The 13,878-nt window shown below is 70.4% G+C and carries 16 protein-coding genes; 14 read left to right on the top strand and 2 right to left on the bottom strand.

The window, feature by feature from the left end; translation table 11 throughout:
• Positions 1–27 precede the first annotated feature (27 nt).
• The 8 genes from VF665_RS24315 to VF665_RS24280 all read left to right on the top strand — a co-directional run bounded on the left by VF665_RS24315 (position 28) and on the right by VF665_RS24280 (position 6,983).
• Entirely contained in the window at positions 28–702 is a 675-nt protein-coding gene (locus tag VF665_RS24315; protein WP_331056083.1) for a tetratricopeptide repeat protein, read from the top strand.
• A gap of 669 nt (positions 703–1,371) precedes the next feature.
• On the top strand, positions 1,372–1,989 hold the full coding sequence (gene infC / locus VF665_RS24310) for a translation initiation factor IF-3 (RefSeq protein ID WP_331056082.1): 618 nt from the start codon (positions 1,372–1,374) through the stop codon (positions 1,987–1,989).
• Positions 1,990–2,024: 35 nt separating this feature from the next.
• The gene (gene rpmI, locus VF665_RS24305) at positions 2,025–2,219 is read left to right on the top strand and encodes a 50S ribosomal protein L35 (RefSeq protein ID WP_331056081.1); all 195 of its coding nucleotides are present in this window, start codon (positions 2,025–2,027) and stop codon (positions 2,217–2,219) included.
• 47 nt (positions 2,220–2,266) lie between these two features.
• Complete coding sequence (rplT, locus tag VF665_RS24300; RefSeq protein ID WP_331056080.1) at positions 2,267–2,623, top strand: 50S ribosomal protein L20; 357 nt, start codon at positions 2,267–2,269, stop codon at positions 2,621–2,623.
• Between the two features lie 153 nt (positions 2,624–2,776).
• Complete coding sequence (gene pheS / locus VF665_RS24295; protein ID WP_331056079.1) at positions 2,777–3,811, top strand: phenylalanine--tRNA ligase subunit alpha; 1,035 nt, start codon at positions 2,777–2,779, stop codon at positions 3,809–3,811.
• Positions 3,812–3,995: 184 nt separating this feature from the next.
• Positions 3,996–6,350: a phenylalanine--tRNA ligase subunit beta gene (gene pheT / locus VF665_RS24290; protein ID WP_331056078.1), complete on the top strand. Its 2,355-nt coding sequence runs from the start codon at positions 3,996–3,998 to the stop codon at positions 6,348–6,350.
• Positions 6,331–6,660: a hypothetical protein gene (locus tag VF665_RS24285; protein ID WP_331056077.1), complete on the top strand. Its 330-nt coding sequence runs from the start codon at positions 6,331–6,333 to the stop codon at positions 6,658–6,660. Before pheT ends, VF665_RS24285 begins: the two co-directional genes overlap by 20 nt.
• Positions 6,657–6,983 (top strand): cell division protein ZapA, encoded by a 327-nt coding sequence (locus VF665_RS24280; RefSeq protein ID WP_331056076.1) that lies wholly within the window; start codon positions 6,657–6,659, stop codon positions 6,981–6,983. The genes VF665_RS24285 and VF665_RS24280 overlap by 4 nt, the downstream gene beginning before the upstream one ends.
• 99 nt (positions 6,984–7,082) lie before the next feature.
• Here VF665_RS24280 and VF665_RS24275 read toward each other — a convergent pair whose 3' ends face one another.
• Both VF665_RS24275 and VF665_RS24270 read right to left on the bottom strand, forming a co-directional pair.
• A complete protein-coding gene (locus tag VF665_RS24275) occupies positions 7,083–7,244 on the bottom strand; it encodes a hypothetical protein (RefSeq protein ID WP_331056075.1) in 162 nt (53 codons plus the stop codon).
• An 84-nt stretch (positions 7,245–7,328) separates the two neighbouring features.
• Positions 7,329–7,649 carry a hypothetical protein gene (locus VF665_RS24270; RefSeq protein WP_331056074.1) on the bottom strand — a complete coding sequence of 107 codons (321 nt, stop codon included), beginning with the start codon at positions 7,647–7,649 and terminating at the stop codon, positions 7,329–7,331.
• Positions 7,650–8,018: 369 nt separating this feature from the next.
• Between VF665_RS24270 and rny the strand changes: the two genes are divergently transcribed.
• From rny to xseA, 6 genes are all read left to right on the top strand, one after another.
• A complete protein-coding gene (gene rny, locus VF665_RS24265; RefSeq protein WP_331056073.1) occupies positions 8,019–9,581 on the top strand; it encodes a ribonuclease Y in 1,563 nt (520 codons plus the stop codon).
• Between the two features lie 130 nt (positions 9,582–9,711).
• Positions 9,712–10,824, top strand: a complete 1,113-nt coding sequence (locus tag VF665_RS24260) for an XRE family transcriptional regulator (protein WP_331056072.1) — start codon at positions 9,712–9,714, stop codon at positions 10,822–10,824.
• Between the two features lie 3 nt (positions 10,825–10,827).
• The gene (locus VF665_RS24255) at positions 10,828–11,364 is read left to right on the top strand and encodes a hypothetical protein (RefSeq protein WP_331056071.1); all 537 of its coding nucleotides are present in this window, start codon (positions 10,828–10,830) and stop codon (positions 11,362–11,364) included.
• Positions 11,365–11,458: 94 nt separating this feature from the next.
• Entirely contained in the window at positions 11,459–12,271 is an 813-nt protein-coding gene (locus VF665_RS24250; RefSeq protein WP_331056070.1) for a TIGR00282 family metallophosphoesterase, read from the top strand.
• Positions 12,272–12,273: 2 nt separating this feature from the next.
• Positions 12,274–13,182 carry a bifunctional 5,10-methylenetetrahydrofolate dehydrogenase/5,10-methenyltetrahydrofolate cyclohydrolase gene (locus VF665_RS24245; protein WP_331056069.1) on the top strand — a complete coding sequence of 303 codons (909 nt, stop codon included), beginning with the start codon at positions 12,274–12,276 and terminating at the stop codon, positions 13,180–13,182.
• Positions 13,179–13,878, top strand: a 700-nt coding sequence (gene xseA, locus VF665_RS24240) for an exodeoxyribonuclease VII large subunit (protein WP_331056068.1), incomplete at its 3' end; no start/stop codon positions are given. The genes VF665_RS24245 and xseA, both read left to right, overlap by 4 nt.

Raw genomic sequence — 13,878 nt, 5'->3', positions numbered from 1 at the left:
CGCGCCCGCGCAGAAGGAGTGCATAGAATGCGGATGATCATCATCGCGCTCGCCGCCGGGCTGATGGGCGGAGGTGTGCTGGCGGAAGCGGAGCGGGCGTACGGGCGCGGAGACTACGCCGCCGCCGTCGCCGCGTACCGGCGCGCGCTGCAGGCGGGCGACTCGTCCGCGGTGGTGCGCTACAATCTGGGAACGTCGCTGCTGCGGATGGGGCGCTACGACGACGCGCGGCCGCACCTGGAGGCCGCGGCGCGGGCCCGGCGCATCGCGGGGCGCGCGGCGTACAACGCGGGGAACGCGGACCTGGTGCCCGCCGCGGCGGGAAAGACGCCGCCGGACGCGCGGGAGCCGGCCCTGCGCCGCGCCGTGACGCGATACCGCCAGGCGCTGCTGCACGATCCGGCGGACGCGGACGCGCGGTGGAACCTGGAGCTCGCGCAGCGGCTGCTGGATGAGGAGCAGAAGAAGGGCGGCGGAGGGGGCGGCGGCCCCCAGCCGGACCCGGCCCCGAACGCGGGTGGAGGGAACGCGCCGAACCCCGCCACGCCGCCTCCCGCGCCGGCCGGACAGGGCGGCGCCGGTGGGATGACGCCGCAGCAGGCCGAGCGCGTGCTGGACGGCGCCGAGCGCCGGGAGCAGCAGGTGCAGCGCCGGGAGCTGAAGCGGGACCAGGCGGAGTCGGCGGGGGTGAGGGACTGGTAGGGGACTGAAGTACGAGAGTACGAAAGTACGAGAGTACGAGAGTACGAGAGGGTGGCGGCGGGTCCGGTGCGTCTCTCACGGTTGGCTCGTGCGGATAGCAGATCCTTCGTCGGCGCCAGGCATTGGCGTGGCGGAAGGTGCGGCGGGCGCCTCCTCAGGATGACAAGTTGTTGCGCTGCAACCATTTATGCGCGTCAGTCCGCCTGGCGCGGCGCGCGGCGCGCGTTCTTGCGGCCCCGGGGGCATTCCGAGTGCACGTCCACCGCACACCGGGCACAAGACCACGGGCCTCGGTCTTTTCACTTTCGTACTCTCGTACTTTCGTACTCTCATACTTCAGTTTCGCACTCCGCACTCCGCACTCCGCACTCCGCACTCCGCACTCCGCACTCCGCACCCACGCACTCCCCTGGTTGACATTCCCCGCCCGATCCCCTACTTTCCCCGTCTGAGAAATGCAGGAAAGCGGGAACCGGCAGGTTCCCCACCTTTCGGCTCGGCGCCCCAGGGCGCTTTGATGCTGCCAGGTCCGCGTGATGCGCGACGCACGTCCGGCCCCCGAACGGGAGGCGCGGCGGCGTTGGCGCATGGACGGATCTGAATGGTTTCAGATCCGTCTTTTGTTTTGCACCCGATCCCGGAGAGCGGCGTATCAACGAGAAGACGCGTGTGAACCGGCAGATCCGCATCAGCCCCGTCCGGGTCATCAGCCCGGACAGCGAGCAGCTGGGGATTCTGCCGATCGAACGGGCGCTGGAGATCGCGGAGGAGTTGGGCCTGGACCTGGTGGAAGTCGCACCGCTGGCCCGCCCCCCGGTCTGCCGCATCATGGACTACGGCAAGTTCAAGTACGAGGAGCAGCGGCAGGCGCGCGACGCGCGCAAGAAGCAGCACCACGTGCAGCTCAAGGAAGTCAAGATGCGCCCGGCGATCGAGGATCACGACTTCGACTTCAAGGTGCGCCACGCCCGCAAGTTCCTCGAAGAGGGGAACAAGGTCAAGCTGACCATGATGTTCCGCGGGCGTCAGATGGCTCACCCGGAGTACGGTCGCGAAGTGCTGGACCGGGTGTTCCAGGAACTGCAGGACCTCAGCAAGGTGGAAGCCCACCCCATGCTCGAGGGACGCAGCATGATCATGGTGCTGGCCCCCCTGGCCAAGCCGCAGGCCGCTCCGGCGCCCCGCGGCGACAAGGGAACCGACGAGGCCGCGCCCGCGCCGGCCGGCCCTGCGCCGGCCCGGCCCGCGCCCGCGCCGCCGGCCGCAAGGCAGCAGCCGTCCAGCTAACCCCCGCCCCAACCGGCGGACGACGAGGAAGTTCAATGCCCAAGATGAAGAGCCACCGCGGTGCCGCGAAGCGCTTCAAGGTCACGGCCAAGGGCCGTGTGAAGCGTGGCAGCGCGTACCACAGCCACATCCTGACCAAGACGTCGCCGAAGCGGAAGCGGAACCTGCGCGGCACCACCATGCTGGCCCATGCCGACGAGAAGCGCGTGAAGCGCCTTCTCGCGTCCTGAGCCCGGCTCCACGCAACCTGCTTTCGTAACCCGGAAGGGATGAGGATATGCCCCGCGTAAAAACCAACGTCGCCCGCCTCAAGCGGAAGAACCAGATCCTTGAGCACGCCAAGGGGTACTTTGGCCGCCGCAAGAATCTGTACAAGACCGCCAAGGAGGCCGTGGAGCGCGCGCGCAAGTACGCGTACCGCGACCGCAAGAACCGCAAGCGCGAGTTCCGCCGCCTGTGGATCATTCGCATCAACGCGGCCGCGCGCATCAACGACATGTCGTATTCGCGCTTCATGGACGGCCTGAACAAGGCCGGCATCCAGATCGACCGCAAGTCGCTCGCCGACATCGCGGTCCGCGATCCGAACGCGTTTGCCCAGCTCGCCACGGCCGCCCGCACGGCCCAGGGCTGACCGGCCCTCGCTGTACCGTCCGCAGGAAAGCGGCGCCGGATTTCCGGCGCCGCTTTCTTTTCTCCCCGGCCGGGGTAGCCAAACGGCCGCCCGGGGCTATGTTTCCGGCAGCCGCGGGCCGCACGCCCGCGCCTTCACGGGAGACCGCACGCAATGCCGACCAGCACCGTTACCGACGAGTTGATCGCCCAGCTGCAGGAGCTGCAGGGCCAGGGCACCGAAGCGGTGGCCACGGCGGGGAACGCCGACGCGGTGGAAGCGCTCCGCATCGAGTACCTGGGCCGCAAGGGCCGCCTCACCGGCATTCTGCGCCGCCTGGGCGAGCTGGGCGCCGACGAGCGCCCCCGCGTGGGCGCCGAGGCCAACCGGGTCAAGGACGCGCTTTCGGCGCTGCTGGACGAGCGCGCCGCCGCCTTCGCCGTCCCCGCCGACACGGGCCCGCGGGTGGACCTCACCCTCCCCGGCCGCGCGCGCTGGACGGGCCGCGTGCACCCGGTGACGCTGGTCATCGACGAAATCTGCGAGATCTTTCGCGACCTGGGCTTCAGCCGCGTGGCGGGTCCGGAGATGGAGACGCAGACCTACAACTTCAGCAAGCTGAACATTCCGCTGGACCACCCGGCCGCGGACATGCACGACAGCTTCTACCTGACGGACGAGGTGCTGCTGCGCACCCACACCTCGCCGGTGCAGGCGCGGGTGATGGAGCAGTTCGCGCCCCCCATCCGCGTGGTCGTTCCCGGCACGGTGTACCGCCGCGACCCGTTCGACGCGAGCCACGCCCCCGCCTTCGAGCAGGTGGAGGGGCTGGCGGTGGACGAGGGGATCACCTTCGCCGACTTCAAGGCGACGATCAGCGCCTTCGTGCGCCGCTTCTTCGGCAACGACGCCCGGACGCGCTTTCGCCCGTCGTACTTTCCGTTCACCGAGCCGTCGGCCGAGGTGGACGTGAGCTGCCAGATCTGCGGCGGCCGCGGGTGCAGCGCCTGCAAGCACACGGGGTGGATGGAAATCATGGGCGCCGGCATGGTGCACCCCAACGTGTTCCAGGCCGCCGGCTACGATCCGGAGCGCTACACGGGCTACGCCTTTGGCATGGGCCCGGGGCGCATCGCCATGCAGCGCTACGGCATTCCGGACATCCGGCTGCTGTATGAGAGCGACATGCGGTTTCTGGAGCAGTTCTAGGGGCAGGGAATAGGGAATGGGGAATAGGGAATAGGGGAACTGCTTCCCCGGCCCGAGGCCCTGTTCCCGTTCCCGGGTCCATCGCGAATTCGGATAAACACCGGAAGCAGGGCGGGGCGCAGGACGTTGATCCCTTGATCCGTTCCTATTCCCTATTCCCTATTCCCTATTCCCTCGTCAGTTCATGAACATCTCCTATCGCTGGCTCCAGTCCCTCGCGCCCGGGCTCCGCGGCACTCCGCAGGAGTTCGCCGAGCGCCTGGCCCTGCTCGGCGCGCCGGTGGACGAGATCACCGACCTGGGCGCGGAGATCGGCGACGTCCTGATCGCCCGCGTCGCGGAAGTGCGGCAGCACCCCAACGCCGACCGGCTGCGCGTCTGCACGGTGGACGCGGGCGGCGGGACCACGCTGCAGGTGGTGTGCGGCGCGCCCAACGTGGAAGCGGGCGGGCTGTACCCGTTCGCGCCCATCGGCGCCACCCTTCCCGGCGGGCTGGAGATCAAGAAGGCCAAGCTGCGCGGCGAGGTGTCGGAGGGCATGCTCTGCTCCGCGCGCGAGCTGGGGCTGGGGCGCGACCACGGCGGGCTCATGACGCTGCACGGCGACTTTTCCCCCGGCGCGCAGTTCCGCCAGGCGCTGGGGCTGGACGACCACCTGCTTGTGGTGGATGTCACCCCCAACCGCGGCGAGCTGCTTTCGCACGTCGGAGTCGCGCGCGAGCTGGCGCCCGGCGGCGAGGACGGCGTGACGCTCCCCGGCTTCGGCGGGCGCGCGGCGTCGTATTCCGTCACGCCGGGGCGCAGGCACTGCGACGCGCTGGGGATGGACGTGGAGATCGAGGACGAGGACGCCTGCTCGCGCTACCTGGGCGCCATCATCCGCGGCGTAAACGTCGGCCCTTCTCCCGAGTGGCTGGCGTCGCGCCTGCGCGCGGTGGGGCTGCGCCCCATCAACAACGTGGTGGATGCCACCAACTACGTCCTGCACGAGCTGGGGCAGCCCATCCACGCCTTTGACCTCGCCAAGCTGCGCGGCGGCCGCATCTCCGTGCGCGCCGCGCGCGACGGGGAGGCGCTCACGACGCTGGACGGGACGGAGCGCGCGCTGGTGGCCACGGATCTGATCATCGCCGACGGCGAGGGCCCCGTGGCGCTCGCCGGGGTGATGGGTGGCGCCAACAGCGAGGTGGACGAGGGGACGACGGAGCTGTTCATCGAGGTCGCCCTCTTCACCTCGTCCCGCGTGCGGCGCACGGGGCGGCGGTTCGGGCTCTCCACCGATGCCTCGTACCGCTTTGAGCGCGGGGTGGACCCGGAGGGGCAGCCCGCGGCGCTGCAGCGCGTTGTGGACCTGATCGTGGCGACGGCGGGCGGCGAGGCGCAGGGCGCGGTGGACCTGGTGCCGCATCCGTTCGAGCGGCGCGCCGTGGGACTCCGCCCGGAGCGCGTGCGGCAGGTGCTGGGGGTGGAGCTTTCCGCGGACGAGGTGCGCGGGCTGCTGGAGCCGATCGGGTTCGAGGTCAACACGCGGCCGACGCCGATGCGGGTCCTCGTCCCCGGGTTCCGCCCGGATGTCATGGGCGAGATCGACCTGATCGAGGAGCTTGCCCGCCGCCGCGGCTACGACACCTTTGCCGAGGAACTGGTGCCGCACCGCCCCTCCGCCGTCCCCGAGCACCCCATCGTGGCGGTGGAGGCGCGGCTGCGCGCGCTGTTTGTCCGCTGGGGCTTTCTGGAGGCGCGCACGATTCCGTTCGCGCCCGAGTCCGGCGGCACGGTGCCGCTGCTGACGCCGCTCTCGGCGGAGGAAGGATACCTGCGCTCCGCGATGGTGCCCGGGCTGCTGCGGCGCGTGCGGCACAACTTCGCCCACGCCGTCCGCGACGTGCGCCTGTTCGAGATCGGCTCGGTGTTCCACCAGGCCGTGGGCGGCGGGGCGGGGGAGGAGCGGCGCATCGCCGCGGCCTTTACCGGCGGCTCGCGCCCGGCGCACTGGTCCGGCCCCGCGCCGGAGTGGGACCTGTGGGACCTCAAGGGGCTGATGGAGGAACTGGCGGCCGAGTATCCGGACGGGCGCGTGGAATCCGCCGAGGGCGGGCTCGTCCTTCGCACGGCGGATGGCGTGATCGGTGAGGCGCGCGTCGCCACGGCGGAAGAGGTGGATGCGCCGGCGTGGGCGGGAGACGTGCTGGTGCTGGAGGCGCGCCTTCCCGCCGCCGCTATCAGCTGCCGCGACGTGCGGCACCGCGACCTTCCCGTGCATCCCGGCTCGGAGCGCGATCTGGCGCTGCTCGTTCCCACGACGGTGGCGGCGGGCGAGGTGGATGCCACCATCCGCGGCAGCGCGGGCGATCTTCTGCAGTCCGTGGCCCCGTTCGACCTGTACGAGGGGAAGGGGATTCCGGAAGGGACGCGCAGCATCGCGTTCCGCCTGCGGTACCGCGCGCCGGAGCGCACCCTGACGGACGCGGAGGTGGACGAGTCCGTGGCGCGCGTGCTGGGCGCGCTGGAGGAGCGGCATGGCGTCCGGCGCCGCTGATCCCGCGGTTCCGCCGCCGCTTCCGTCGGACCTTCAGGGCTGGAACCGGCTGGAGCGGGCCGCCCGCGCCGCCGCCATTGCGCTGCACGAGTGGCGCAGGCGCGCGACGGAGGCAGAAAACGAGGTGCAGCGGCTGCGCGGCGAGCTGGAGCAGGTGAACGCGCTGGGCTCGCTCCCCTCCCTGCAGACGGGGGATGAAATCCGCCGCCTGCGTGCGGAGAACGCGGTGCTCACCAGCCGCGCGGCCGAGGCGCGGCAGCGGGTTTCCGGGCTGCTGGCGCGCCTGGCCGTGCTGGAGAACCGACCATGAGCCCGCGCAAGCCGCCTCCGCCGCGCCACACCGTGGCGGTGGAGATCGCGGGCGAGCGCCACGTGCTGCGCTCGGACGTGTCGCCGGAGTACACGCGGTCCGTGGCGGAGCACGTGGATGCCACCATCCGCTCGCTTCCCTCGTTCCCCACGCTGGAGCCGTTCCGCGCCGCGACGCTGGCCGCGCTCTCCATCACCGACGAGCTGTTCAAGGCCCGCGAGGAGATCGTCCGCCTGCGCGCCGAGATCGGCCGCAGCGTGGACGACGTGTCGTCGCTGCTGGAGGAGGCGGTGAACGGCGGGGCGGGCGCGCCGGAGCAGTGAAGCGGTCCGGCGCCGCGAGCACGAATCCCGACGAACCGACCCGAAAACGCGAAGCGCACCGCTGGCCCTCAGCGGTGCGCTTCGTTCTTCATCCAACGGTCACGAACCCGATTTCTGCCTCTGCCGGTTGGCTGCATCAGCGCCGTGGGCAGGGTTGTTCGGGTTTTTGACGATCGCACGATCATCGTTGGGCGACAGGCCGGGCGTACTGCCGCCCCGGTCCGTGGTGCCACCGGCCGTACCCTGCTGTCCATCAGCCATGGAGTCATCCTCACGCAATGGTTCCGGAAGATCGCCGCTCTTATGGAGACTCAATTTCGATGCCGCGCAGGAGGGAAGGATTCTTCAGCCTGCGCCCCCGCGGAACTCGGCGCGGGTGGAGGGCGCGAGCAGCGCGGCGAGGGCGGCGAACAGGAGCAGCACCGAAGCCGCCACGAACCCGAACCACCACCCCGGAAGCGGGAGGCGGTCCGTCGATCCTGATTCCGCCAGCAGCAGCACGCTCAAGGCACCCGCGAAAGCCCAGAACGCGGTGGCCGCCACGGCGATGCGCCACGCCCACACGTTGCGCCGCAGGAGGCCCCACGCCATGAGCCCCGTGCCTACGAGGCGCAGCAGGGCGCGGGGATACGCCATCCCGGCGTCCCACCCCGCGCTGATCTGCATCGCCGTCGCGTTGAGAACCACGAGCACGCCGTAGCAGGCAATCAGCAGGGCGGCCGTACGTACGTGCGTGTTCTCCGTCCGGAAGGATGCAATGCGGTCATGGGAGCGGGTGCAGGCGCGAGGGTTGGAGGCGCGGTGCGGAGCGATGGATTGTACTTCGCGGGCTGTGTGGCCGCCAGCGAGGCGCGCGGGCCCGGCACCGGCGCGGCCTTGCCCGCACGCCCGCATCGGTCGTATGTTTTTTCGTTGCGCGCATGTGACACGGCGCGCCCCTGAGCGGAATTCAGTCGCACGGTGGCGAGAGTCCGGCTCTGCCACCGCTGTTTTTTGCTACGCCCCGCGGCCCGGCCGCGCTGACATAAAAGATCCATGACCATTCTGTTCATCGTCCTGGCCGCGCTCGCGGGCCTGGCCGCGGGCTTCTTTGGCGGGCAGTCCGTCATTCAGGGCCGCCTCAAGGCCAGCCGCGCCACCGCCGAAGACGAGGCCGCCCGCATTCGCGCCGCGGCCGAAAAGGAAGCGGAAAGCCTGCGCAAGGCCGAGGTCCTCAAGGGCCGCGAAGAAGCCATCCGCGCCCGCGAGGAGTGGGAGCGCGAAGAAGCCAAGCGGCGCGACGAGGTGGACCGCCTGGAGCGCCGCCTTCAGGAGCGCGGCGAGGTGCTGGACCGCAAGATCCACCAGCTGGATGAAAAGGGCGACGCGCAGGAGCGGCGCGCCCAGGCCCTCGCCGAGCGCGAAAAGGCGGTGGAGGTGGAGGCGCAGTCCGTCCACGCCCGCATCGCCGAGGTGCAGCACCGCCTGGAGTCGCTGGCCGGCCTCTCCGCCGACGAGGCGCGCCGCCAGCTGATCCACGACCTGGAAGAAGAAGCCCGCGCGGCCGCCGGCCAGCGCATCCGCGAGATCAAGGAAGAGGCCCGCCGCGACGCGGACCGCGAGGCCAAGAAGATCATCTCGCTCGCCATCCAGCGCATCGCCGCCGACCACACGGCCGAGACCACCGTGTCCGTCGTCTCGCTGCCGTCCGACGAGATGAAGGGGCGCATCATCGGCCGCGAAGGGCGCAACATCCGCGCGTTCGAGCAGGCGACCGGCATCGACGTCATCATCGACGACACGCCGGAAGCCGTGGTGCTTTCCGGGTTCGACCCCATCCGCCGCGAGGTGGCGCGCATCGCCCTGGACAAGCTGGTGTCCGACGGGCGCATTCACCCCGGCCGCATCGACGACGTCGTCGCCAAGGCGCGGCTGGACGTGGACAAGGGGATGCGCGAGGCGGCGGAAGAAATCATGTACGAGCTGGGGATCCACGGCGTGCATCCCGAGATCGTCAAGGTGCTGGGCCGCCTCAAGTTCCGCACCTCGTACGGGCAGAACCAGCTGCTGCACGCCAAGGAAGTCGCCATCCTGGCCGGCAACATGGCCGCGGAAATGGGCTTCGACGCCACCATGGCCAAGCGCATGGGGCTGCTGCACGACGTGGGCAAGGGGATGACCCACGACCACGAGGGAACGCACGTGGAGCTGGGGTGGAACCTGGCCAAGAAGTACAACGAGCCGGCGCAGGTGCTGAACGCCATCAAGGCGCACCACGACGAGGAGCCGCACCTGTTCCCCGAGTCGTTCCTGGTGACCGCGGCGGACGCCATCAGCGGGTCGCGCCCCGGCGCGCGCCGCGAGATGTTCGACACGTACGTGAAGCGGCTGGAAAAGCTGGAGGAGATCGCCACCTCGTTCCCCGGCGTGGAGCGCTGCTTCGCCATCCAGGCCGGCCGCGAGCTGCGGGTGATGGTGACGCCGGAAGTGGTGTCGGACGAGGACATGACGCGGCTGAGCGAAGAAACGGCGCGCCGCATCGAGGCCGAGCTTCAGTATCCGGGGCAGATCAAGGTGGTGGTGATCCGCGAAACGCGCGCGGTGGACTTCGCGCGCTGATCCGCCGGACGGCGATGGCAGGAGGGCACGGGAGACGGTCTCCCGTGCCCTTCTTCGTTTCCGGAAGTGAGGCGCGAGGAGTCGAGACGGCAATCTTGCATCTGTGCATTTGCAAGATTACATTTCGCCCATGAATCTCAGCGAACAGAACGCGCGCATCGGCGGCCGCATACGCTCCCTGCGAGAGCAGCGGGGGATGACGCAGGAGGAACTCGCGGCGGCGCTGCGCATTCAGAGCCGGCAGAGCCTGGCCGCCGTGGAGGCTGGAACGCGCCGGGTCAGCGCGGAGGAACTGCTGTGGGCGGCGGAAGCGCTGGGCGTCTCGGTGCACGCACTCGTTGATCCCTACCGCCTGGTGGGCGAGGGCCAGTTCAGCTTTCGCGCCCGCGACGTTGCGACGTCGGAACTCGCCGGGTTCGAAGAGCGCGCGGGGCGATGGATCGCTACATACCGCGAACTCGGCTCTCGTATGGGAGAGCAGCCGGGCTTTCTGGGCACCAAACTCGAGTTGAGCCCGCGGTCCTCGTTCGAGGACGCGGCCGCCGGCGCCGAAGCGATCCTCCAGACCTGGGACCTGGGGGACTGCCCCGCGGAACGCCTGCACGAGGCGATCGACCGCCACATGGGTGCGCTGGTGCTGTACGTGGACGCGCCCAGGGGAATTTCCGGCGCGGCGTCGCACGTCCCGCGCTGCAACACCATCCTGGTGAACCGCACCGAGCCGCCGGCACGCCGGGCGTTTGACCTCGCGCACGAACTGTTTCACCTGCTTACGTGGGATGCCATGCCTCCCGCGCGGGTAGAGTCGCCCGAGGTTTCGCCTACCAAGGGGAACCGCGTGGAGAAACTGGCGGACAACTTCGCGGCCGCCCTGCTGATGCCGGCCACCCTGATCCGCCGACGGTGGTCAGACGGGGGCGATGCGGGTGCGTGGCTGGCCACCACGTCGCGGGAACTGCGGGTGAGCACCGATGCGTTGTGGTGGCGGCTCGTGAATTTGGGTCTGGTTCGCGCATCTGATTCCAGGCCGGCCGTGGCCCCCGCGCGGACCACGGACGCGGCAGCCGACCGCGAGGTGCCCCTGCTGTTCAGCGGGCCGTTCGTCGCGCGGATCTCCCGCTCCGTCAACAGCGGGCTGCTCTCTGTGCGGCGCGCGGCGGGCCTCCTGGATCTTGCGCCCGCGGACTTCTGGGAACTGTGCCGTGCGCACGGGCAGCCGCTCGCGTACGACCTTTCGGAGTAGCCGGTGGACAGGCCGGATCCCGGGGCGCGAAAGACCGTCGTCCTGGTGGACACCAACGTCATCATCGAAGCCGTGCGCACGGCGTGCTGGAACGCGCTCGCGGGCGGCAGGACGGTGGAGACGGTGCGAGAGTGCAGGGACGAGACCCAGCGCGGCAATCCGCACCGCCCGGGATACGTGACCGTGGGCGCACCGGAACTCGGCGGATTGGCCGCGGTGCACGACGTGACGGAAGCGGCCCGCGCCCGGCTCGCCCTGCAGTATGCCGACGCCCCGGGCATGGATCCCGGTGAGCGTGACCTGATGGCGCATGCGCTGGACCGGGTGGAGCGCGGTGACCGGGTCTGGGTCGCCTGTTCCCCGGACCACGCGACGGTGCGTGCGGCGTCCGCGCTGGACCTGGCTGACCATCTGGCCTCGCTGGAGCAGCTCGCCGACTCCGTGGGCGCGCGTCCGGCCCGGCCGCTGAAGACGCAGTTCCTGTCGCGCTGGCTCTCCGATTCGCGGTTGCGGCACCGGCCGCACTCACCGGGTTCCTGAAGCGGCCGAGGGTAGGCGCCGGGAGGGGCAGGCGATACATTCCCCGCCGTTGCCCCGCTCACGCACTCACGCACCCAGCACTTACGCACCTGGTTTGAAGATCCTCTTCGTTGCCGACGTCATCGGGTCGCCGGGGCGGCGCACCCTCACCCAGCTGCTGCGGCTGGTAAAGAAGGACGTGAACGCGGACGTCGTCGTGGCCAACGGCGAGAACTCCGCGGGCGGCTTCGGCATCACGCCCGAGATCGTGCGCGAGTTTCGCGAAACGGGGGTGGACGTCATCACCACCGGCAACCACGTCTGGGACAAGAAGGAGATCCTTCCCCTCCTCAAGACCGAACCACGGCTGCTGCGCCCGCACAACTATCCCCCCGGCAACCCCGGCCGCGGCTCCGTCGTCATCGACGTGGCGGGCACGCGGCTGGCCGTGCTGAACCTGCAGGGGCGCACCTTCATGTCGCCCATCGACGACCCGTTCCGCGCGGCCGACGCGCTGCTGGCGGAGTTAAAGGATGAGGCGGACGTCTTTGTGGTGGAGTTCCACGCGGAGGCCACGAGCGAGAAGCAGGCGTTCGCGCGCTACCTGGACGGGCGCGTGGCCGCGGTCGTCGGCACGCACACGCACGTGCAGACGGCGGACGAACGCATTCTGCCCAAGGGCACCGCGCGGATCACCGACCTGGGGATGACGGGCGGGATGGACGGCATCATCGGGATGAAGTGGGAGCTCAGCGTCGAGCGGCAGCTCACCCTGACCCGCGGCGAGCGGCTGCAGCCCGCGGACGGCGACCTGACTCTGCAGGGCGCGGTGGTGGAGGTGGATGCGGCCACCGGGCTTGCGCGGTCCATCGAGCGGGTAAACGTTCCCTACGAGCGGGTGCTCCAGGGCGAATTCCGGAAGAAATAGACGTGGCCAGGATCATCGACGGAACGGCGATCGCGCGCGAGATCCGCGCGGAGGTGGCGGCGCACGTCGCCCAGCTCCGCGCGGCGGGAACGGTGCCCGGCCTGGCCGTCGTCCTCGTGGGCGCGGACCCCGCCAGCGAGGTGTACGTGCGCAGCAAGACCCGCGCGTGCCAGGAAGCCGGAATGCACTCGCGGCTGCTGCAGCTGCCGGCGGAAACCACGCGCGACGAGCTGTTCGGCACCATCGACGGGCTGAACGCCGATCCCGGCATTCACGGCGTGCTGGTGCAGCTTCCGCTTCCGCCGCAGTTGAACGCCAAGGAGTTCCTGGAGCGGGTGAACCCGGCCAAGGACGTGGACGGCTTTCACCCCACCAACGTGGGGCGCGCCTTCGTGGGCGATCCGCATGGCTTTGTGCCCGCCACGCCGGCGGGGATCATGGAGCTGCTGCGGCGGGAGCGCATCGAGACGCACGGCCGGCACGTCGTCATCGTGGGGCGCAGTCTGATCGTGAGCAAGCCGCTGGCGTCGCTGCTGATGGCGCCGGGCGCCAACGCCACCGTCACCCTTACCCACCGCCACACCGTCGATCTGGCGCAGCACACGCGCATGGCCGACATCCTCGTGGTGGCGGTCGGCAAGCCGGGGCTGATCACCGCGGAGATGGTGAAGCCCGGTGCCACGGTGATCGACGTCGGCGTCACGCGGGTGGACGATGCGTCCGATCCGCGCGGATATGTGATCCGCGGCGACGTGGAGTTCGACGCCGTCTCCGCCGTGGCGGGCGCCATTACCCCCGTCCCCGGCGGCGTGGGACCGATGACCATCGCCATGCTCCTGCGGAACACCATGACCGCCGCGCAGCGCACGCACGACCGTGCCGCGCGCCGGGCCAAGGCGGGCGCGCGGTGACCTGGGACCTGTTCTCATCCGCCGCCGCCGCAAAGGGGCCGGACATCAACGAGGCGCGCAACGAGGACATCGCGCGCCGCGTGGCCGCGCAGCAGGCGGACGCCGGGTTTCTGGACGAGGATGACGCGCCGGTGTCGACCCGCCGCGGCGCGCCGGAGGGCGGATGGACGCCCTCCGCCATCAACGCCGCGGCGCGCGCGCTCATCGAGGGAACGTTCCCGCCGCTCTGGGTGAACGGGGAGGTCAGCAACTTCACCAAGGCGCGCTCCGGGCACTGCTACTTCAGCCTGCGCGACGAGGACTCGCAGATCCGCTGCGTGATGTGGCGCGACGAGGCGCGGCGCCTTCCCACGCTCCCCACGGAGGGGCTGGCCGTGCGCGCGCTCGGCCGGCTGACGCTGTACGAGGGGCGCGGCGAGTTTCAGATGGTCGTTTCCGAGCTGGAGGGGCGGGGCGAGGGGCTGTGGAAGCTCGCCTTCGACCAGCTGCGGACGAAGCTGGAGGTGGAGGGGCTGACGTCGCCGCTGCGCAAGCGGCCGCTGCCGGAGTTTCCGGCGTGCGTGGGCGTGGTCACGTCGTCCACCGGCGCCGCGGTGCGCGACGTGATCTCGGTTATCCGCCGCCGCGCGCCGTGGACGCAGATCGTGCTGTCCGCCGCGCGCGTGCAGGGCGAGGGCGCCGCGGACGAGGTGGCGC

The sequence above is a fragment of the Longimicrobium sp. genome (assembly GCF_036387355.1).
Taxonomy (GTDB): Bacteria; Gemmatimonadota; Gemmatimonadetes; order Longimicrobiales; family Longimicrobiaceae; genus Longimicrobium.
Note: the sequence above shows the minus strand (reverse complement) of the source record. Positions and strands in the feature narration are given on the sequence as shown.